Origin of the sequence: Naumannella halotolerans (assembly GCF_004364645.1) — a bacterium.
Taxonomy (GTDB): domain Bacteria; phylum Actinomycetota; class Actinomycetes; order Propionibacteriales; family Propionibacteriaceae; genus Naumannella; species Naumannella halotolerans.
In genome coordinates, this window is record NZ_SOAW01000001.1 from 672,589 (window position 1) to 692,581 (window position 19,993).

21 protein-coding genes are annotated in these 19,993 nt (G+C 68.5%); 10 read left to right on the forward strand and 11 right to left on the reverse strand.

What is annotated here, in order from left to right; translation table 11 throughout:
- Both CLV29_RS03170 and map read right to left on the reverse strand, forming a co-directional pair.
- A complete protein-coding gene (locus tag CLV29_RS03170; protein WP_133753608.1) occupies positions 1 to 543 on the reverse strand; it encodes a dTDP-4-dehydrorhamnose 3,5-epimerase family protein in 543 nt (180 codons plus the stop codon).
- A gap of 614 nt (positions 544 to 1,157) precedes the next feature.
- The gene (gene map / locus CLV29_RS03175) at positions 1,158 to 1,985 is read right to left on the reverse strand and encodes a type I methionyl aminopeptidase (RefSeq protein ID WP_133753609.1); all 828 of its coding nucleotides are present in this window, start codon (positions 1,983 to 1,985) and stop codon (positions 1,158 to 1,160) included.
- 136 nt (positions 1,986 to 2,121) lie between these two features.
- On the opposite strand from map, the gene CLV29_RS03180 reads away from it, so the two are divergent.
- Entirely contained in the window at positions 2,122 to 2,940 is an 819-nt protein-coding gene (locus CLV29_RS03180) for a carbon-nitrogen hydrolase family protein (protein ID WP_133753610.1), read from the forward strand.
- A 283-nt stretch (positions 2,941 to 3,223) separates the two neighbouring features.
- Positions 3,224 to 3,571, forward strand: coding sequence for a 50S ribosomal protein L19 (gene rplS / locus CLV29_RS03185; RefSeq protein WP_133753611.1), 348 nt, complete (start codon positions 3,224 to 3,226; stop codon positions 3,569 to 3,571).
- An 8-nt stretch (positions 3,572 to 3,579) separates the two neighbouring features.
- On the opposite strand, the gene CLV29_RS03190 is transcribed toward rplS, so the two are convergent.
- Complete coding sequence (locus CLV29_RS03190) at positions 3,580 to 4,206, reverse strand: alpha-ketoglutarate-dependent dioxygenase AlkB (protein ID WP_133753612.1); 627 nt, start codon at positions 4,204 to 4,206, stop codon at positions 3,580 to 3,582.
- Between the two features lie 223 nt (positions 4,207 to 4,429).
- Between CLV29_RS03190 and lepB the strand changes: the two genes are divergently transcribed.
- The 6 genes from lepB to dprA all read left to right on the forward strand — a co-directional run bounded on the left by lepB (position 4,430) and on the right by dprA (position 9,477).
- Entirely contained in the window at positions 4,430 to 5,212 is a 783-nt protein-coding gene (lepB, locus tag CLV29_RS03195; protein WP_243831694.1) for a signal peptidase I, read from the forward strand.
- The gene (locus tag CLV29_RS03200) at positions 5,213 to 5,950 is read left to right on the forward strand and encodes a ribonuclease HII (protein WP_133753614.1); all 738 of its coding nucleotides are present in this window, start codon (positions 5,213 to 5,215) and stop codon (positions 5,948 to 5,950) included.
- Positions 5,947 to 6,255 (forward strand): DUF2469 domain-containing protein, encoded by a 309-nt coding sequence (locus CLV29_RS03205; RefSeq protein ID WP_133753615.1) that lies wholly within the window; start codon positions 5,947 to 5,949, stop codon positions 6,253 to 6,255. The genes CLV29_RS03200 and CLV29_RS03205 overlap by 4 nt, the downstream gene beginning before the upstream one ends.
- A 131-nt stretch (positions 6,256 to 6,386) precedes the next feature.
- Positions 6,387 to 6,734 (forward strand): YraN family protein, encoded by a 348-nt coding sequence (locus tag CLV29_RS03210; RefSeq protein ID WP_133753616.1) that lies wholly within the window; start codon positions 6,387 to 6,389, stop codon positions 6,732 to 6,734.
- A 53-nt stretch (positions 6,735 to 6,787) separates the two neighbouring features.
- Positions 6,788 to 8,335, forward strand: a complete 1,548-nt coding sequence (locus CLV29_RS03215) for a YifB family Mg chelatase-like AAA ATPase (protein ID WP_481819213.1) — start codon at positions 6,788 to 6,790, stop codon at positions 8,333 to 8,335.
- A gap of 20 nt (positions 8,336 to 8,355) precedes the next feature.
- The gene (dprA, locus tag CLV29_RS03220; RefSeq protein WP_166649112.1) at positions 8,356 to 9,477 is read left to right on the forward strand and encodes a DNA-processing protein DprA; all 1,122 of its coding nucleotides are present in this window, start codon (positions 8,356 to 8,358) and stop codon (positions 9,475 to 9,477) included.
- 29 nt (positions 9,478 to 9,506) lie between these two features.
- Here the strand turns inward: dprA and CLV29_RS03225 are convergent, their stop codons facing one another.
- The 4 genes from CLV29_RS03225 to CLV29_RS03240 form a co-directional block, all read right to left on the reverse strand.
- On the reverse strand, positions 9,507 to 9,830 hold the full coding sequence (locus CLV29_RS03225) for a VOC family protein (protein ID WP_133753619.1): 324 nt from the start codon (positions 9,828 to 9,830) through the stop codon (positions 9,507 to 9,509).
- Positions 9,827 to 10,345: a VOC family protein gene (locus CLV29_RS03230; protein WP_166649113.1), complete on the reverse strand. Its 519-nt coding sequence runs from the start codon at positions 10,343 to 10,345 to the stop codon at positions 9,827 to 9,829. The genes CLV29_RS03225 and CLV29_RS03230 overlap by 4 nt, the downstream gene beginning before the upstream one ends.
- Before the next feature lie 153 nt (positions 10,346 to 10,498).
- Positions 10,499 to 10,798: a GNAT family N-acetyltransferase gene (locus CLV29_RS03235; protein WP_133753621.1), complete on the reverse strand. Its 300-nt coding sequence runs from the start codon at positions 10,796 to 10,798 to the stop codon at positions 10,499 to 10,501.
- A 370-nt stretch (positions 10,799 to 11,168) separates the two neighbouring features.
- On the reverse strand, positions 11,169 to 12,461 hold the full coding sequence (locus CLV29_RS03240) for an aldehyde dehydrogenase family protein (RefSeq protein ID WP_208292736.1): 1,293 nt from the start codon (positions 12,459 to 12,461) through the stop codon (positions 11,169 to 11,171).
- A gap of 407 nt (positions 12,462 to 12,868) precedes the next feature.
- Between CLV29_RS03240 and CLV29_RS03245 the strand changes: the two genes are divergently transcribed.
- Positions 12,869 to 14,824 carry a thioredoxin domain-containing protein gene (locus tag CLV29_RS03245; protein WP_133753622.1) on the forward strand — a complete coding sequence of 652 codons (1,956 nt, stop codon included), beginning with the start codon at positions 12,869 to 12,871 and terminating at the stop codon, positions 14,822 to 14,824.
- A gap of 109 nt (positions 14,825 to 14,933) precedes the next feature.
- On the opposite strand, the gene CLV29_RS03250 is transcribed toward CLV29_RS03245, so the two are convergent.
- From CLV29_RS03250 to CLV29_RS03260, 3 genes are all read right to left on the reverse strand, one after another.
- Positions 14,934 to 15,539: a response regulator transcription factor gene (locus tag CLV29_RS03250; protein WP_133753623.1), complete on the reverse strand. Its 606-nt coding sequence runs from the start codon at positions 15,537 to 15,539 to the stop codon at positions 14,934 to 14,936.
- 45 nt (positions 15,540 to 15,584) lie between these two features.
- Positions 15,585 to 16,808 (reverse strand): sensor histidine kinase, encoded by a 1,224-nt coding sequence (locus CLV29_RS03255; protein ID WP_133753624.1) that lies wholly within the window; start codon positions 16,806 to 16,808, stop codon positions 15,585 to 15,587.
- 96 nt (positions 16,809 to 16,904) lie between these two features.
- Complete coding sequence (locus CLV29_RS03260; RefSeq protein WP_133753625.1) at positions 16,905 to 17,498, reverse strand: PaaI family thioesterase; 594 nt, start codon at positions 17,496 to 17,498, stop codon at positions 16,905 to 16,907.
- Between the two features lie 98 nt (positions 17,499 to 17,596).
- Between CLV29_RS03260 and CLV29_RS03265 the strand changes: the two genes are divergently transcribed.
- Positions 17,597 to 18,334, forward strand: coding sequence for a YaaA family protein (locus tag CLV29_RS03265; protein ID WP_133753626.1), 738 nt, complete (start codon positions 17,597 to 17,599; stop codon positions 18,332 to 18,334).
- A gap of 10 nt (positions 18,335 to 18,344) precedes the next feature.
- Here the strand turns inward: CLV29_RS03265 and CLV29_RS03270 are convergent, their stop codons facing one another.
- Entirely contained in the window at positions 18,345 to 19,970 is a 1,626-nt protein-coding gene (locus CLV29_RS03270) for an acyl-CoA dehydrogenase family protein (protein ID WP_133753627.1), read from the reverse strand.
- Positions 19,971 to 19,993: the final 23 nt, after the last annotated feature.

Genomic DNA, 19,993 nt, shown 5'->3' on the forward strand with positions numbered 1-19,993 from the left:
TCAGGTGCCGAACACCTCGGCCCAGCTCGGTGCCGCGGCGTCCCGGGCGCTGAGCTGTTCCGGCGGACGCTGCCAGGGCAGTGCCAGGAACGGATCGTCGTAGCGCACACCGATGTCGGAGTCGGGGTCATGGGGGCGATCGATCCGGTAGCAGATGTCAGCCGGCTCCTCGCCGAGGACGACGAAGCCATGCAACAGGCCCGGGGGTATCCACAGCGCTCGGAAGTCGATGTCGTCCAAACGGGTGGCGAAGTGTGCGCCGAACGTCGGTGAGTCCCGACGGGCGTCGACCACCACATCCCAGATGGCGCCCCGCGCACAGCGGACCAGTTTGGCCTCCCCGTCGCCGGAGCGGCCGTGCAGCCCCCGGAGCACACCGGGCTCCGACCTCGACTGCGAATCCTGATATCCCTCACCGAACGTGATCCCGGCAGCTGCGGCCGGCCCCGCGTCGAAGGTACGGGTGAAGAAGCCGCGGCCGTCACGATGTGGGGTGGGTTCGAGCACCAGGACGCCGGGGATCGCTGTCGAGCTGATCTGCACGACGTCGATGATGCTACGTAGCCGCCCGTGCTCGCCAGTTCCTCGACCGGTCCCGGACAACCACGACGGTCGGCGCTGAGCGGTGACCGAACTCCGAATATCGGGGGAAAACCTCCACCGAGAATTCGAAAGTGCCACTATCAATTCCGGTGAGAGCGTCACCTGCTGAAAGCAGGCAATGGGCCCGGCGAACTCAGTTCAGAGCTGTCCCGGATCGTCACCGATTTCGCAGCACGCTCATGAGGGAGCTGACGATTTCGGCGGGTCTGCGATGCGGGCTGGATGCCAGTGCCCGCAAGCGGGCGGACAGTGGGGGAGACTGCAGGCGCGCGCAGGAACAAAGGCCGCAGTCGCTGCCGGGACGATAGTGTTCGTGGGCGTCTGAGGAGTGACCGCAAACGCACTGTTGCTGTCGGCTCATCATTGATTCCTCATCGGTGGGGGATTTCCGAATTCCTCCACACTATCGGCAGGTGTACCGCGAATTCCATCGCCTCGCCATGTGACCTGGAATCTGTTTGCGCAAACACCAACCGAGATGAATTGGCCCGTTGTCGCTGCGAGCCGTCCGCTGTGACCGGGCGCGTTCCGGCCGGGCGTGTGTGCCGGTTCGGTCAGGCGCCGGTGACGCTGACTCCGGCGGGCAGGATCGCGTTGTCCGGGATGCCGATGCCGTCGGCCCGGGCGGTCAACACCAACGGTCCCTCGTCGGTGATCGCGATCGTGTGCTCACTGTGGGCGCCACGGGACCCGTCGGCCGCCGACAGGGTCCAGCCGTCGTCCTCGCGGATGATCCGGTTGGTGGTCGCCAGCAGCCACGGCTCGATCGCCAGTACCAGGCCGGCCTCCAGAACCAGGCCGTGACGTGGTTTCCCGTCATTGGGTACGTGGGGGTCGCCGTGCATCGTCCGGCCGACACCGTGGCCGCCGAACTCCAGGTTCGTCCGGTAGCCCGCGCGCTTGGCCACCTTGCCGATGGCGGCCGAGATGTCACCCATCCGGTTGCCCAGAACGGCTGCCCGGATCCCGGCAGCCAGGGCACGCTGTGTGGTGTCGATCAGCTTCAGATCCGCCGGAGCGGCCTCACCGACCACCACCGAGATGGCCGAGTCCGCGACCCAGCCGTCGACAGAGACCGCGAAGTCGAGCGACAACAGATCGCCGTCGGCCAATGTCCGGTCGTGCGGCAGGCCGTGCAGGACACCCTCGTTCACCGAGGTGCAGATCACGTGACCGAACGGGCTCGCCCCGAAGCTCGGGTGATAGTCGATGTAGCACGACTCAGCACCGGCCTCGGCGATCCGCCGATGTGCCTCGGCGTCGATGTCCAGCAGGTTGTCACCCACCGACACCTCAGCAGCCAAGGCCGTCAGGGTGTCGGCGACGAAACGGCCGGCGGCTTCCATCTCGCGCAGTTCACTCGGGGTACGCAGTTCGATCACCGGACCATCCTAGGTCGTCCGGGGTATCCGTTCACCCGGCCCGGTCGGGCAACCGGTCGTCCACGAGGCACCGGGCACGACCCCGTGGATTAGGCTCGGGAAGCGGGTACGGATCCACCGGACCGGGAGGGAAAACATGGAGCCGACTGCAGCCGACGGCACGCTTCGGGTGGCGGTGGCCCAGGTGACCAGCGGCCGCGAGCTGGACGAGAACCTCGAACTGCTGCGCCGAAGCTGCGACGAGGCAGCCGCCGGTGGTGCCCGGCTGGTGGTCTTCCCCGAAGCGATGATGCGCTCCTTCGGTCATCGCCTGGTCGACATCGCCGAGCCGCTCGACGGGCCGTGGGCCCGGGCGGTACGGCAGATCGCTGCCGACCACGGGCTGCTGGTGGTCGCCGGGATGTTCACCCCCGGAAGCCGTGGGCGGGTGCGGAACACGGTGTTGGCGACCGGACAGGGAGTCGAGGTCGCCTACGACAAGATCCACCTGTTCGACGCCTTCGGTTTCGCCGAATCCGACACCGTCGAGCCCGGATCGCAGGTGGTCACCTTCTCCTTCGCCGGTCTGACCTTCGGCCTCGCCACCTGTTACGACATCCGATTCCCCGGCTTGTTCTCCGCCCTGGCAGCGGCCGGCGCACAGGTGATCCTCGTCCCCGCCTCCTGGGGGTCGGGCGAGGGCAAGGCCGAGGCGTTCGGTCTGCTGGCCAGGGCGCGGGCGATGGACACCACCACCTATGTCGTGGCCTGCGACCAGGCGGATCCGGTGGCCCAGGGGTTGTCCGACGGCTCTGCGCCGACCGGGGTGGGGCACAGTGTGGTCGCCAACCCCGATGGTTCAGTGCTGGTGTCGGCCGGCGCCGGGCCGCAGCTGCTCTTCGCCGATCTGTCCGCTGAGACCGTGTCCGCGGTACGCCGGACCCTCCCGGTGCTGGCCAACGCACACCAGTTCTGACCTCCTCGCGCCGCCGCGAGATCGGCCGCCCGCCCGGGGGTGACCTTGTCGGGGCGGGAGTGGCTCGTGGGTTGGGTACCCGAGGCAGGCAGAGGGCTGCGAAGTCCTCGGCGCCCCGGTCGGTGAGTTCGCTCGCTGCGATTTCTCCTGCAGCCGCAGGCGTGGCAGAATGAGTCGCTGTTGCCCACACCACCGCTCCTGCCACAGGGGGATCGTCCGGCGGGTGGGCCCATCGAATTCGAAGATGCGACCAGGTGACCCGTGGCACCGGTGAGGATGAGAGATGAACAAGCTGATCGAGGCGGCAGTCCAGCCGGCCCTGCGTACCGACATTCCCCAGTTCCGTGCAGGCGACTCGGTGAAGGTGCACGTGAAGGTCGTCGAGGGCAACCGCTCCCGTGTCCAGGTGTTCGCCGGTGTGGTGATCGCCAAGAACGGTGGCGGCATCTCGGAGTCCTTCACCGTCCGCAAGGTCAGCTTCGGCGTCGGCGTGGAGCGTACCTTCCCGCTGCACAGCCCGATCATCGACAAGATCGAGGTCGAGCGCCGTGGCGACGTCCGTCGCGCGAAGCTGTACTACCTGCGCGGTCTGCGCGGCAAGGCTGCGAAGATCAAGGAGAAGCGGGACTGACCTCCTGCTCACCGCACATCGGCGACCCGGTACTGGACACTGATCCTGGACCGGGTCGCTTCGTGCATCTTGGGCACACAGTGATCCCAGGTCCGCTGGCAGCTGCCGCCCATCACCACCACATCCCCCGAGCTCATCGGCACCTGTAGTCCGCGACCGCCGCCGCGCGGACGCAGCGCGAGTCGGCGTACTCCCCCGAGGGAGACGATCACCACCATCGTGTCCTCACCGGCGCTGCGGCCGATCCGATCACCGTGCCAGGCCACCGAGTCGCGTCCGTTGCGGTACAGGCACAGACCGGCGCTGACGAAGTCCTCGCCCAGTTCCGGGCGGTAGTGCGCCGACAGCTCGCTGCGCATCCGCTCCAGCATCGGGTGCGGCCATCGGTCCTGCGGCCCGTGGAAGCTCAGCAGTCGCGGGACGTCGATCACCCGGTCGTACATCTGACGCCGTTCGCCGTACCAGGGGACACGCTCGCTCAACTGCTCCATCAGCAGATCGGGACGGATCACCCAGCCGGGTCGCAGGTCGAGCCAGGCCCCTCGGCCGAGCTGTCGACGGTGCAGGCCGTCGGCGTAGGGGTTCAGGTCGGGCGCGGCTGCGGTGAGGTCGTCGAACAGCGACATCTGGCTCATGCGCCAAGTCTAACCCGGAGTCGAACAGATGTTCGATATTTGTCCGTCGTGGGTCGAATCCTCCGCGGTGGCCCTCGTCGGGACCCGCGGATCGGCTCCGGTGGATGCTCGGAATTCGGTCCCAGGGTCTACGCTGTCGTGGGCGGCTGCGGACCCTCGGCGGGGACGCGGTCGCCGCGGACACGTCCGCACGGACGGGGTGGACAACGATGAAGGGCGGCGGGTGAGCGGCACGGTGAGGGCGAATCGCGGCTCGGCGGAGAAGACGTCCTTCGGACGGTCGACGCTGAGATTCCTGCGGGAGTTGGTGATCGTCGTGATCGGCGCACTGGTCCTCTCCGGGGTGCTCCGGGCCTTCGTGGCGCAACCGTTCCTGATCCCCTCGCCGTCGATGGAGAACACCCTGCTGATCGGCGATCGGGTGGTGGTGCAGAAGATCGGCGACTACCAGCGCGGTGACATCATCGTGTTCAAGGATCCCGGCGGATGGTTGCAGGGCCAGGAGACTCCCGAGCGCGGCCCCGCGGGCAAGGTGCTGGAGTTCTTCGGGGTCCTTCCCGACACCAGCGACGACCACCTGATCAAACGCGTGATCGGGATGCCCGGTGACAACGTCGCCTGCTGTGACGCCGATGGCCGGTTGACGGTCAACGGGGTGTCCCTGGACGAGGACGAGTACCTCTATCGCTCCGGCGGGACCCCGATCGCGCCGTCCCGGCTGCCGTTCGACGTGGTGGTGCCGGCCGGCCACCTGTTCGTCATGGGTGATCATCGCAACGTCAGCGCCGACTCCCGCTGCCACCTCGACGAGGAGGGGACCGGTGACTATCCCGGTGCGGCTGCCTTCGTACCCCAGTCCGACGTGGTCGGCACGGCGTGGGTGATCGTCGCGCCGTTCGACCGATGGCGAACCTTCTCCACCCCCGAGGCCTTCGCCCAGATCCCCCCGCCGTCCGAGCCCGCTCCGGAAGAAGGAGTGATCTCGACCGAAGTGGTCGGGTGCTGAATGAGCGCCGGGCGGTCCGAGCGGCTGGCTGGCCAGCGGCCCTGGTTGGTACGGCGGGACAGCGGTCTCTACGGCTATGAACGCGCCCTCGGCAGGGCGGGTCTCGCACCGGTGGCCGGCGCCGACGAGGCCGGTCGCGGTGCCTGTGCCGGCCCCCTGGTCGCGGCGGCGGTGATCCTCTCCCCGGACCGCTCGCGGCAGATCACCGGGTTGAAGGACTCCAAGTTGATGACCGCCAAGGCGCGGGACCGCGCCTATGACGAGATCCGTTCCAAGGCGCTGGACTGGTCGGTGGTGGCGGTCGGTTCGGCCGAGTGTGACCGTCTGGGAATGCATGTGGCCAACATCCAGGCGCTGCGGCGTGCCGTCCTGCGCCTGGAGCGCCGCCCCGAATTCGTCATCACCGACGGGTTCGGCGTGGACGGCATCGGCGCTCCCGGATTGGCCATGTGGAAAGGGGATCGAGTGGCGGCCTGCGTCGCCGCCGCGTCGGTGATCGCCAAGGTCACCCGGGACCGGATCATGACCGAGCTGGCGCAGACCTACCCCGCCTACGGGTTCGAGGTGCACAAGGGGTACTGCACCGCCGAGCACCAGGCCGCCTTGGACCGGTTGGGTCCCTGTGTCGAACACCGCCGACGATTCGACAATGTGGTCGCCGCCGAGCGTGCGACACAGTCGCGGCCGGCCGTCGATCGCACCGGGCACGACGAGACGCGACTAGAGTGGCAGCGATGAGCACCGACGACCTCGACGCCTACGAGAGCGAACTCGAACTGCAGCTGTACCGCGAGTACCGCGATGTGGTGCGTCTGTTCACCTACGCGGTGGAGACCGAACGCCGGTTCTATCTCTGCAACGCCATCGACCTGAAGGTACGGACCGAGGGAGGCGACGTCTACTACGAGGTCTCCATGGGTGACGCGTGGGTGTGGGACATCTATCGGCCGGCCCGGTTCGTGAAGAACGCCAAGGTGTTGACCTTCCGGGACGTGTCGATCGAGGAGATCACCCACTCCGACCTCGAGGTCCCCGAGAAGTAGCCCCCGGCAGGCGGGGGGTGGCGGGTCGACGCCCGGCGCGGGCTTTTCCACAGCCGGCCGGACCTCTCGCTGTTGTCCACAGATCGGCCTGAGTTCGGTCCAGGCCCCTGGTCGGTGCCGATGGTCTGAGCATGAATCGGGCGGAACTGGGACAGTTCGGGGAGGATGTCGCGGTGCGCTTCCTGCAGGCGCACGGATGGACCGTGGTCGAGCGCAACTGGCGATGTCGCAGCGGTGAGATCGACATCATTGCCCGCGATGGCGGGCTCTTCGTCTTCTGTGAGGTGAAGGCGCGCTCGGGTGCCGGTTTCGGCGACCCTTTGGAGGCGGTGACCAGGGCGAAGCTGCAGCGGCTGCGGGAGCTGGTCGGGCACTGGCTGGGGGCGTATCCGGGTCCTCGGCAGGTACGGATCGACGCGATCGCAGTGATCGCCGGGGACGATCAGCTGCTGCTGCGGCATGTGCGAGGGATCGCCTGATGGGGCAGGTATGCACGGCATGGTCGGTGGCGTTGTTGGGCATGAGCGGCCAGATGGTGGAGATCGAAGTCTCGGTCGGCAGCGGGTTGCCACGCACGGTGCTGGTGGGCCTGCCCGATGCTGCCCTGTACGAAGCGCGTGACCGATGCCGGGCGGCGGTGTCGAACTGCGGACTGCAATGGCCGGTCGCCCTGACCACGATCAATCTGACACCGGCATCGTTGCCGAAGGCCGGCTCCCATTACGACCTGGGGATCGTCGCGGCGGTCCTGTGCGCGACCGGGGTGGGGGAGCGGGCTCAGGCAGAGCGGACGGTCTTCCTCGGTGAGCTCGGCCTGGATGGCCGGGTACGGCCGACCAGGGGAGTGCTGCCGGCATTGATGGCTGCCCGGACCAACGGCTTCGAGCGGGCCGTGGTGGCCGCTGCCCAATTGCCCGAGGCGACCTTGGTCGACGGGATCGCCGTGCACGCGGTGGCCGATCTCGAGGGCCTGGTCGGTCTGCTGCGAGGAGGCCCCGGTGAGTGCGTTGCCGCGGCACCCGCCGAGGACGAGGAGACCGCCGAGACGGTCGGCGACCTCGGCGACGTGGTGGGCCAGTTGCAGGCGCGGTGGGCCCTGGAGGTGGCAGCGGCGGGGCGACACCACCTGTTCTTCAGCGGCCCCCCGGGCGTGGGCAAGACCATGCTGGCCGAACGCCTGCCCGGCATCCTGCCGGAGCTGAGCGCTGGCCAGGCCTTGGAAGTGCTGGCGATCCGGTCGATCTCCGGTCTGCCGATTGATCATCGGCTGCCGCGTCGCCCACCCTTCGCCGGCCCGCACCACAACGCCTCGGTGGCCAGCATGGTCGGTGGCGGCTCACGGATCGCCGCGCCCGGAGCGGTCTCGATGGCTCATCACGGCGTGCTGTTCCTGGACGAGGCAGCAGAGTTCAGCCCACGGGTTCTGGATGCCCTGCGGACACCGCTGGAGACTGGCAGTGTGACCCTGGCCCGCTCCGCCGGGCAGGTCACCTATCCGGCGCGGTTCCAGCTGATCATGGCGGCCAATCCCTGTCCTTGCGGGCAGTCCGGTCAGCTCGGCGGCCGATGCCAGTGCACGCCGACGGTCGTGCGGCGCTACCGCAGCCGGCTGTCCGGTCCGGTGCTGGACCGGATCGACATCCAGACCACATTGCATCCCGTCGGTCCGGCAGTGCTGTCGGCCACCGATCACCGGGCGGAGTCCTCGGCGGTCGTCGCCGACCGCGTGCGCGAGGCACGGGCACGTCAATTGCACCGGCTGCGCGCGACACCGTGGCTGACCAACGCCGAGGCATCCGGTGCCTGGATCCGCCGGCACTGGCCACCACCGGCCGAACCGGGGCTGCTGAGCGCGCAGATCCGGCGCGGCGCCATCAGTGCCCGAGGCGCGGAGAAGGTGGTCCGGCTCTCCTGGACCATCGCCGATCTGGGCGGGCATGACCGGCCGACCCGTGCAGATCTGCAACTCGCATTGGCCCTGCGGCGCGGTGACGACGTCCAGCGGGTCGTCGATGCCGAACACTCGGTTGTCGCTGCCGATCACGCAGTCGTCGATCCGGGACGAGGGGCGGTGTCATGACTGGGTCGGGCCCTGGGCGGATGGTACCGACGGCCCTGTCGGAGAGGCAGGCCCGGATGGCGCTGTGCGCCGCGGTCGAGCCGGGCTCGCCCGAGGTGTCGACGGCGGTGGCCGAACATGGTGCCGCGGCGGTCTGGGCCGGTCTGGCCGATCACGACGGAGCAGTCGGGCGACGGGCCGGTACGGTCGACCTGACGGCAATGATCGCGGCAACGGACTCGGTCGGGGCGCGGTTCGTGATCCCCGGCGATCCCGAATGGCCGCCAAGGCTGGCCGACCTCGATCGGGTAGTGGCCCGGGGGCGCGACCAGGTGCACTTCGGTGGGCAGCCGCTGGGCTTGTGGCTGCGTGGCAGACCACTGCCGTCCGGTCCGGTCGTGGCCATCGTGGGGTCACGGGCGAGCACCGGATACGGTGAATCGGTCACCGTTCAGCTGGCTGCAGAGGCGGCCGAGGCCGGGCTGGTCGTGATCTCGGGCGCCGCCTACGGCATCGACACCGCAGCCCACCGCGGGGCAGTGGCCGGTGGTGGTAGGACGATCGCGGTCCTCGCCTGTGGCGTGGATCGGGCCTACCCGAGTGGCAACGCCGCGATGTTGGATCACCTGGGCCACCACGAGTTGATCATCTCCGAGCTGCCGCCGGGATCCCATCCCGCGCGAAGTCGGTTCCTCAGCCGGAACCGCCTGATCGCAGCGATCGCCGAGGCAACTCTGATCGTGGAGGCCGGCCATCGCTCGGGCGCCCGGAACACCGCCAGTTGGGCGATCGAGCTGAACCGCCACCTGCTCGCCGTGCCCGGGCCGGTCACCTCCACGACCTCGGCCACGCCGAATCGGCTGATCAAGGAGCGGCAGGCCGAACTGTGCAGCGGGATCGGCGACCTGCTGGAGGTGCTGTCACCCAGCGGCGATGAACTGCTCGCCGGGGCGCCGGCAGAACCGGTGACCACGACCGATGCGCTGCCCCTGGAGCTGTACGAGCTCTACGAAGCACTGCCCGGGCGTGGATCGATGAGTGCCGATGAGCTGGCACTGACGACCGGCAAGCTGCTGCCGGAGGTTCTGGTCGGGTTGGCCGAGCTTGCCCAGTTGGGGTGCTGTCGCCAGGACTCCGACGGCCGTTGGTCGCTGGCGAGATGAGGTCGGTCGAGGATGGTTCACCGCAGCGTTCACGGTTGCCGGGCGGTGATGCAGTACTGCAGACCGCCCGGGGCCGCCATCACGGTCCACTGCGGGTGCCGGCGGACGATCTTGGCACCGAGTCTCAGGTGCCGGTCGGTCTCTGCCTCGACATCGGAGGTGGCCAGATCGAGGTGGGCTCGAGTCAGCGGTGCGGGCTGGGCCAGCTCCTGGACCAGCAGGCACAGCGGCTGGTCGGGATGCGTGAGGCGAAGGAACGGGCCAGGTCCGGCATTACCCGATGGCGACCACCGGGTGAGTTCGGTCCAGAATCGGCGCTCGGTCGCAGCGTCATCGGGTGACACGTCGATCACCACCTGATCGACCCGGCTGCGATGCCCCGACCACTGCGACGCAGCGGGGGCCGGCCCGGATCGGAGGCATCGACCAGGCAGAACCGCATGCCGCCGGGGGAGGTCATCACCTGCACGTCACCGTAGTCGGTGTGTTCACGCCCGCCCAGTGCGCGGACCCGCCCGACCATCGTCGGCCGATCCTGCACATGCAGATCGATGTGCACCCCGGTGCCACCGTGGCCGGTGTTCTGCACCCGCAGATAGGCATCACCGCTGTCCGGCAGCAAGGTCGCGAACTGACCGTGATCGCCCCGGCTGGCCGAAAGCTGCGAACCGGTGACCGAACTCCAGAACTCGGTGCAGACTCGGTGCACCGCATCGGGGATGTCGACGAAGGCGGTCACCCAGTCGATCTCAGTGGTGGGCGTACCCGAGCCGGCGCCGGCGGGTGAGCCGATCCCGGAACCTGTGTCGGTGGCGGCACCGGTACGCGAATCGTGGCCGGGGCTGGAGAAGCTGTCGGCGGAGGGCATGGGTCCAACCGTATGCGGGTCGTCGGTCAGTGCCAGGGTGCTCAGCATTCGATCCGGCCGAGGGGCGTCGCGCTTTCATGCTTCGACCGCGGTCGATGGATCCACGCGCGAACGGCGACTCGCGAGTGGGGCCGATTCGATCGGCTCGCGCTGTCACTCGGTGGCTGGCTCTGCCACCAAGGATGCATAGTCGGGATGGCGATCGATCCACCCACGGATGAAGGGACACAGCGGTTGGACCTTCAGGCCCCGGTCGCGGGCATCGTCGAGCGCGTGACGGGCGAGGGTGGAGCCGACACCACGGCCACCCAGCGACGGATCCACCTCGGTGTGGGTGAAGGTGATCAGACCGTCGCCGAGTTCGTAGGCGGCGAAGCCGAGCAGATCGTCACCGGCATGGATCTCGTAGCGTCGCCGAGCAGGGTTGTCGGCGACTGTGATCTGTGTGTCCATCTCCACTCCTTCGTGCCTACGTCCGGACCTGGCCGGAAAACCGGGCGGCGTTGCCCGGAGCGAGCTCAGGTCTGGTCACCCCCGAACGACACCGGGATTCACGGCAGCCCGGGAAACATCTCGTCCGACGATAACCGCAGTGGCCCCCGGAAGTCTGCTCCTGCAGGTGACAAGTTTCCCCACTCCACCGGTCGGTCGGTAGCCGGCAGACCACAACGGGCCGGGGATGGTCACCCATCCCCGGCCCGCGGATCAGCTGTGTCTCCTGTGGATCAGAAGGCCGCGTCGATGTCGGTCACCCCGATCACCTTGATGTTCAGGAACTCGTTGAAACCGAGGTCGATCAGCTCGTGGCCGTACCCGGAGTTCTTCACACCGCCGAAGGGGAGTCGGCCTTCACCCCGGTCGGATGGTTGACGAAGATCATGCCGGTGTCGACCTGCTGGGAAACCCGCTCGCCGCGATCGGGGTCACTGGTGAACACCGAACCGCCGAGACCGTACGGGCTGTCATTGGCGACCTTGATCGCCTCCTCCTCACCCGAGACCCGGTACACCTGCGAGACCGGTCCGAAGAACTCCTCGTGCCGGGCAGGATTGTCCGGGGCGATGTCGGTCAGGATCGTGGGCTGGAAGAAGTTGCCCTGCGTCGGTACGGGGTCGCCGAGCTGCTCGGCCTTGGCGCCGTTGGCGATCGCCTGCTCCACCTGGCTCTGCAACCGGCTGGCCGCGCCGTCGGAGGACAGTGGGGCCAAAGTGGTCGAACGGTCCATCGGGTCCCCGGCCTTGAGCGTCGCCACACCGGCCCGGTAGCGGTCCATGAAGCGGTCGTAGACCGAGTCGTCGACGATCAGTCGCTTGGAGGAGACACAGACCTGACCGGCGTTCCAGTGCCGGCCCAGGACGGCCCAGTCGGCGGCCTTGTCCACATCGGCGTCGTCGAGCACGATGAACGCGTCGGCACCGCCGAGCTCCAGGGTCGACTTCTTCAGGTTCTTCGCCGCCTCGGTGGCGACCGCGGCGCCCGCGCGCTCACTGCCGGTCAGTGCCACCCCGCGTACCCGCTGGTCGGCGATCAGGGTGTTCGACAGCTCGTGGGAAATGAAGACGTTGGTGTAGATGCCCTTCGGGGCGCCGGCATCGGCCAGCAGCTTCTCGAAGGCCAGTGCGGCCTGCGGCACGTTCTCGGCGTGCTTGACGATCATCGTGTTGCCGGCGGCCAGCTGCGGTCCGGCCACCCGTGCCAGCTGGTAGTAGGGGAAGTTCCACGGCTCGATCGCATAGATCACTCCGAGCGGCTCGCGGGACAGGTACACCCGGCCGGCGTTCGGATCCTTCACCTGCAGTGGCTGCGGTTCGAGGAACTTCGCGGCGTGCTGGGCGTAGTACTCGAGGATGTCGGCGCTGAGTTCCACCTCGGCCTCGGCCTCACCGATGACCTTGCCCATCTCCAGGGTCAGGATCTCGGCGTATCGCGATTTGTCGGCCCGCAGCGCGTCAGCGGCACGCTGCAGCACGACCTCACGATCGGCAACAGGTGTCGTCCGCCAACTGCGGAATGCCTCGTCGGCGGTGGTGACGACCTCGCGCAACTCGGCTTCGGTGAGCTCCTCGAACTTCTGCACGACCTCACCGGTATAGGGATTCGTGGTCTGGTAACCCATGGTTGTCCACCTCGGTTCAGGACCCGTCCCGGCCTCACCTGCGCGGCGGATCGGCGGCTGTGGCGTCGGAGAACTGTCGTTGCGGTGGAGTGGGCCGAGCGGATCGGCTTGTTGATCTCTACTTGTCTCAACGGCCTGCCCGGGCCGGCGCATTCCGGATCGGGGGAGTCTGCTCGATCACGCCGCCTCGCTTGTCGCGATCTGTCGACCACCTAACACATTTACGTGATGTGTGAACTGTTTCTGATATTCCTGACATGTTGATGGGAGCCGTTGAAGCAGTCGGCCTTGATGGCAGGGCCAGTGCTCAAATCGCCCCGCATTCTCTGCGGCATCCCGGCAGGGGGAGTTGTCTGCTGGCCGGCCGATGGCAGGCTGGCCACCAAGCGATCCACCCGGAAGGCCCCATGACGAACCGATTGCGCGACAGTCTCTCCCCGTACCTGCAACAGCATGCCGAGAACCCGGTGCACTGGCAGGAATGGGGTGCCGAGGCCTTCGCCGAGGCCCGACGTCGCGACGTACCGGTCTTCCTGTCGATCGGCTACGCCGCCTGTCACTGGTGCCATGTGATGGCCCATGAGTCCTTCGAGGATCCCGAACTGGCAGCACTGCTGAACCGCGACTTCGTCCCGGTGAAGGTCGACCGGGAGGAGCGACCCGATGTCGATGCGGTCTATATGGCCGCCACCCAGGCGCTGACCGGGCAGGGCGGGTGGCCGATGTCGGTCTGGCTCACCCCGGAGGGTGAACCCTTCTATGCCGGTACGTACTTCCCGCCGCGTCCACGCCAGGGCATGCCCGGATTCGAGCAGGTGCTGACGGCCCTGTCCCAGGCCTGGCAGGAGCGACGCTCCGATGTCTCGGACAGTGCCACGGAGGTGGCCAGGTACGTGGCCGCAGCGCAGGAGGGCATCACCGGGGATCTGCAGTTGGCGACCGCGCTGGAGCAGCTGCACCACCAGTACGACAACAGGTACGGCGGTTTCGGTGCGGCACCGAAGTTCCCGCCGACACTGGTACTGGACGCGTTGCTGGCAGAAGGCAGCCCCGACAGCCTGCAATCGGTCACCGGCACTCTCGACGCCATGATCAACGGTGGAATCCATGATCAACTCGGGGGTGGGTTCGCCCGCTACTCGGTCGATGCCCGATGGATCGTGCCGCACTTCGAGAAGATGCTCTACGACAATGCGCTGCTGCTGGGCACGCTGGCCCGTGCTTCGCGGGTGGTCGATGCCGCACGGGCCGAGGACTACCAGCACGTCGGTGAGCGGCTGGTCGGTTGGTTGGAGCGGGAGATGCTCCTGGCCGGCGGCGGTTTCGCTGCCTCACTCGACGCCGACTCGGTCGATGCCGATGGGCGCATGCGCGAGGGGGCGTACTACGTCTGGACCCCCGCACAGCTGACCGAAGTGCTCGGTGAGGCTGCCGGGCCGGCCGCAGCGGCATTCGGCGTCAGCGCCGAGGGCAGCTTCGAGCCCGGTACGTCCACCCTGCAACGTCTCGGCCCGACCGAACCGCACTGGCGCGAATCGCTGCTGCAGCGACGCGCGTCGCGGCAACCTCCGGCCCGTGACGACAAGGTGGTCGCAGCGTGGAACGGCTGGCTGGTCGTCTCCCTGGTCGAGGCGGCGATGATCTGGCAACAACCGCGTTGGCTCGAACTGGCCATCGGTGCGGCCGACTACCTGTGGCAGGTGCATGTCGACAGCGACCGGGTCCACCGGGTGAGCCGCAACGGGGCCAACGGGACCGCGCCGGCGATCGCCGAGGACCACGGCGCGATGGCGCACGGCTTCGGCATGCTCGCCGCCGCCACCGGTGACCCGCACTGGCTGCAGCGCGCAGAGTTCCTGCTGGAGCTGGCCGATCGGCGGTTCCGCGCCGAGGACGGCGGTTGGTACGACAGCGCCGCCGATCATGACCTGATCACCCGGCCTCGGGACCTGACCGACAATGTCACCCCCTCCGGTGGCAGTGCACTGCTGGCTGCGCACCGGGTCCTCGCTGCCCTGAACGGCACCGGCCCGGGACGCCTGGACGCCGCCACGGCCACCGGAGCCGGGATCGCCGCCCGGGCGCCGCGCTTCGCCGGCTGGTGGTTGCGGGAGTTGCTTCTCGCCGAGCGGCGCCGGGCCAAGGAGATCGCCGTCGTCGGTGATGCCCCGGAGTTGCTGCGGCAGGCCTGGTGCAGCGCGCCGGAGGGTTCGGTGATCCTGTCGGTGGCCGCCGACCGGACCGAGGACTTCGGTCTCAGCCGGGGACGGTCCACACCGTCACCGGCTGCCTGGGTCTGCAGCGGCAATGTCTGCCAGTTGCCGGTCGGCACGGTCGAGCAGTTGCAGGACCAACTCGGCTGAACCACCCGCCGATGGTTCAGCCGGAGTCCGTGGCCGAACCACCGCGCCCGGCGGGCGGCCCGGCCGGTCCGTCGGCGCCCAGCCTCCTCACCGACCTCGGTCCAGCAGGTCAGATCCAGCCGTTGCGGCGGGCGACTTGGGCTGCCTCGTGCCGGTTGGAGACACCGAGTTTGTTCACCGCGGCCGACAGGTAGTTGCGTACCGTCCCCACCGACAGGGCAGCCCGGGAGGCGATCTCCTCCACCGGTGAGCCGGCGGCGGCCAGGGTCAACACATCGGCCTCCCGGGCCGAGAGTGGCGAGTCGCCGGCGCCGATCGCCTCGGCGGCCAGTTCGGGATCGACATAGCGCCCGCCGTCGTTGATCGTCCGGATCAGGTCGGCCAGGACCTTCGCCGAGACGGTCTTCGGGACGAAACCGCGTACCCCGGCGGCCAGGGCGCCCTTCAGGTAACCGGGACGTCCGTGGGAGGTGACGATCACGCACCCGCAGTCGGGTAGGTCGAGGAGAATCTGCTTCGCCGCCTCGATCCCGTCCAGTCCGGGCATCTGCAGGTCGAGCACGGCCACATCGGGCCGGGAGTGCCGCGCCGCGGCGACCGCCTCCGGGCCGGAGGCGGCGACGGCGACGACCTCCAGGTCGTCCTCCAGATTGAGCAGGCCGACGAGAGCCTCGCGGATCAGCGCCTCGTCATCGGCGAGCAGGATCGATATCACGTCAACTCCTTGGGTACGGGAAGAGTCTGGCAGGGATCGGCCGGGTCAACGACCCGACTGGTCCGGTACAGCAGGTGCCTCGAGTCCGTCGTCGGCGACCGGACGGCGCCGGCCCGACCGCTGCTGCGGCGGGACCTCGGCGAGCAGGGTGAAGACATTCCGGTACACATCGGTGTGCATCGCGCCGCCGACCTGCTGCAGGCGTTCCTGCAGTCCCAACAGCCCCGAGCCGTTGCCGCTGCGGCCGGACGGATGGGCACCGTCATTGGTCAGGGTCAGGCGCCAGCCCTCACCGGCTGCGCCGCTGAGGCTGATCGTCACCACGGTCGCATCGCTGTGCCGCAGCACATTGGTGACGCCTTCGCGTACCACCCAGCCCAGGGCGGCTGAGCTGTCGCGATCCAGGTCGGCGTCGGCGATGTCGACCTCACAACGGACCCCGCCGGCTGCCAGCACCGACTTCGCCCCGTGCAGTTCCTGGGCGAAGTCGACCTGCCGGTAGCCGCGGACGACCTCACGTACCTCCTTGCCGGCCTGCTCGGCGACCTGGTGCACCTCACGCATCTGTGCGGCGGCCTCCGCCGACCGCCCCCGCTCGGCCAGTCCGGCAGCCAGTTCGCTCTTCACCGCCACCGAGGACAGGACGCGACCGAAGACATCGTGCAGGTCCCGGGAGAAGCGCAACCGTTCCTCGGCGACCGCCAATCGGGCCGCGGTCTGCCGGGCCGAATCGAGAGACCACACGACGCGCAAGGTCCACGCGCACAGCCAGACCGTGGAGATCATGACCACCACCATGAAGAGGATCGCGAACCGCGAAGCGGGTTCCAGTCCGGCGGTGCAGGCAACCGTCACCACCAGTGCGATGATCTGGATGCCGAGTGCCACCCGGAAGGTCGCGATCAGCACCAGCGGCGAGACGGTCATGATCAGGATCGCCGGGGCGGTCGACGGGGTGACCAGGACACCGCTGAGTGTGGTGGTGGTCACGGTGAAACCGGTCCAGACGGCCACCTGTTTCCCGTGCGCACGCATCGTCTGTTCCTCGAGCACGCTCAGTGCCCGGATCAGCGCCAGCAGCGAGGCCACACCGGCGAGGACGAACAGTACCCACAAGACCACCTGCTGCCACGGCGCAAGCGCGATCAGGTCGCGGATCACGAAGGCCAGGACCGCCAGACCGCCCAGTGGTACCGGGTAGAGCGACCACCGGAAGTACTGGTCGAGGCGCCGCGTGTTGGTGTGCAGCCAGCTCTGCGTGTCGCTCATGGGCCGATCCTGCCATCCACCGCGCGGTGGGGGTCGGTACCCGGTTCACCGGAAGCCGGTGACATCTGTCAGATCGACCCTCCGGTCGTGGACCGGTCAGTCGAGGTCGGGATCACGCGGGCCGACCCACAGCCCGCGGGCCCTGGCTGTGACCTGGCCGTCGACGGTGATCTCCCCGTTGAGCCACACCTTCCGGCCGGACGTCTCCTCGGCGCGGGCGGTGACCACCAGATTGGTGTAGAGGGGAGTGCCGGCCAGGTAGTCGATGGTCAGGGTACGGGTGAACCGCGCCCGGTCCCGCGGCTGGGCCCCGCCAAGGGTGTGGTCGAGCAGGGCCGCCAGCATCCCGCCGTGCACCCGGCCGGGTGGTCCTTGGTAGGCCAGGCCCAGGTTGGCCCGGGCCTCGGCGCTGCCATTGTGCTCGGCCTTCCGGACCGGGGGAGCGATCGGGTTCGCCGTGCCGGTGAGCATCGATCGGTCGTGATCCATCGTCTCCACGCTCTGCATGGTGGCTTCGTCCTCGGCGATCACCTCCTCTGCGGGGGCGGCCAGCGGGCGCAGCAACTCCTTCGCCTGCTCCAGCAGGCCCCGCAGCTCCGGCGGCGGTGCGGATTTCCCGGCCCGGACCACCAGGTCGGTCAGGTCACGCAGTTGCTGTGCGGGTTCGTCCCACGTCGTCGTCGGTTTCACGGCATGGACCTTAGCGCTCGTTCAGAGCCGCCGCGGCGGGTGTCCCATCGGGCCGGTGTGAGGCAGCTGGATCGGCCAGTGGTCGCTAGCCTGCACGGGTGCAGATCTTGTTGCCCCCCTCGGAAGGAAAACGTCGACCCGGTCGTGGTCGGCGGTTGGAACTCGAGGACCTGTCCTTCCCCGAGCTCGGTGCGAAGCGGGAGGAACTGATCGATGCCGTGGTCGCCGCGGCAGGATCACCGGAGGCGGCGACGACGTTCGGGGTGAGCGTCGGTCAGCTGGCGGCGGTCGCGGGGAACGCCGACCTGCCCAGCCTGCCGACCGCCCGGGCGGGCGAGATCTACGACGGTGTCCTCTACCAGGCACTGGACCTTCCGGGACTGGACGCCGGCGGCAAACGCCGCGCCGGCCGTAGCGTGTTGATCAGCTCGGCCCTGTTCGGGGTGCTTCGGCTGGGCGACCGGATCCCGCCGTACAAGCTGTCGATGGGAGCGAAGCTTCCCGGTGTCGGACCGCTGGCCAAGTACTGGCGCGCAGCGTTGGCCACGGCGTTGTCCGGTCGCGAGTTCGCCGGTCTGTTGGTCGATTGCCGTTCCGGCAGCTACGCCGCGGCCTGGCGGCCGGACTCGCCCGCCTGGGTGCAGGTGCTGGTCCCCGGCGCCACGCATCAGGCGAAGCACACCCGAGGGTTGGTCGCCCATGCGCTCTGCGCAGCCGCGCAGCAGCCGAGGAAACCCGCCGATCTCGCCGATCTGCTGACCGGTGACTTCGATGTCGACCTGCAACTGCCGGAGCGTCCCGGTGCTCCGTGGCGGTTGTCGGTCACCGCCCCTTGAGCGAGCGTTCTCAGGCCGCGACGGCGCGGTCGACGATGGCGCCGAAGTCGGTCCGGGCGGGCATGGTGCCGAAGGCGCCACCCCAGTCGCGGTCCAGCCGGGTGGCACAGAAGGCATCGGCCACGGCCGGGCTGGAGTACTGCAGCAACAACGATCCCTGGAAGACCAGGGCGAGTTGTTCCACGACGCGGCGGGCGCGGACCTCCAGGTCGGCGGGATCGGCGAACTCCTTCTTCAACCGCTGCAGGGCATCGTCGAAGCGCGGATCGGCACCGGTGGCGGCCTCCATCTCGGTGAAGTAGACCTCCAGCGGCTCGGGATCGCGGGCCAGGGCCCGCAGGGCGTCGAGGGCGGCGACATTGCCCGAGCCCTCCCAGATCGACAGCAACGGCTGTTCTCGGTAGATCTGCGGCATTCCGGAGTCCTCGATGTATCCGTTGCCACCCAGGCATTCCAGGGCCTCGGCGGCGTGGATCGGGCCCCGTTTGCAGATGTAGTACTTCGACGCCGCCAACGCCAGCCGGCGCAGTGCGGCCTCGGTCGGGTCACCGTTGACCGCCCGGTCGTGGGCCTCGGCCAGTCGCATCGCCGCCAGCGTGGATGCCTCGGCCTCCACCGCCAGGTCGGCGATCACCTGACGCATCAGCGGCTGGTCGATCAGGGCCTTGCCGAAGGTGTGTCGGTGGCGCACATGGTGGCCGGCCAGTTTCAGGGCGGTACGCATCCCGCCGGTGGAGCCCAGGACGCAGTCCAGCCGGGTCAGGTTGACCATTTCGACGATGGTCCGGACTCCGCGCCCCTGCTCACCGATCAGCCAGCCGATGGCGTGCTCGTACTCGATCTCGGAGGAGGCATTGGCCTTGTTGCCGAGTTTGTCCTTCAGTCGCATCAGCCGGATCTGGTTGCGCTCGCCTCCCGGCAGTACCCGGGGTACGAGGAAGCAGGACAGGCCGCGCGGAGCCTGGGCCAGGGTGAGGAAGAAGTCGCTCATTGGCGCCGAGGTGAACCACTTGTGCCCGGTCAGCGCGAAGCTTCCGTCGGCCAGTGGCTCGGCCCTGGTGGTGTTGGTCCGGACGTCGGAGCCGCCCTGCTTCTCGGTCATCGACATACCGGCGATCAGGCCCGGTTTCGTGGCGGGGTCGCGCAGTTCGGGGTCGTAGACGCGGCTGCTGAGCCTGGGCTCGAGGGAGGAGGCGATGCCGGGTGACATCCGCAGCGCGGGGACCACGGCATAGGACATGGAGATCGGGCAGGTGTGGCCGGGTTCGGGTGTCCAGACCAGCAGCTTGGCCGCCCGGGCGAGATGGACGCCGCGACGGTTCTCCGCCCACGGCGCGGCGGCGATGCCGTGCTCGACGGCGGTGGTCATCAACTGGTGGTACGCCGGGTCGTACTCCACCTCGTCGATCCGGTTGCCGTACCGATCGTGGGTGTGCAGCTGCGGCGGATGCGCCTGGGCCAGTTGGCCGAGCTTCCGCATGTGTTCGGAACCGGCCAGCCGGCCGACCGCGGAGACCTCGTCGACGGCCCATTCGGCGCCGCCCCGCACGAGGCTGTCGAGGAGTACCGGGTCGGCACTGGTGTCGTAATCGCCCAGCGGGGGCGCCTGATTGAGAACCTGATGCGTCGTTGCCACGATCACACGTTACGACGGCAGGT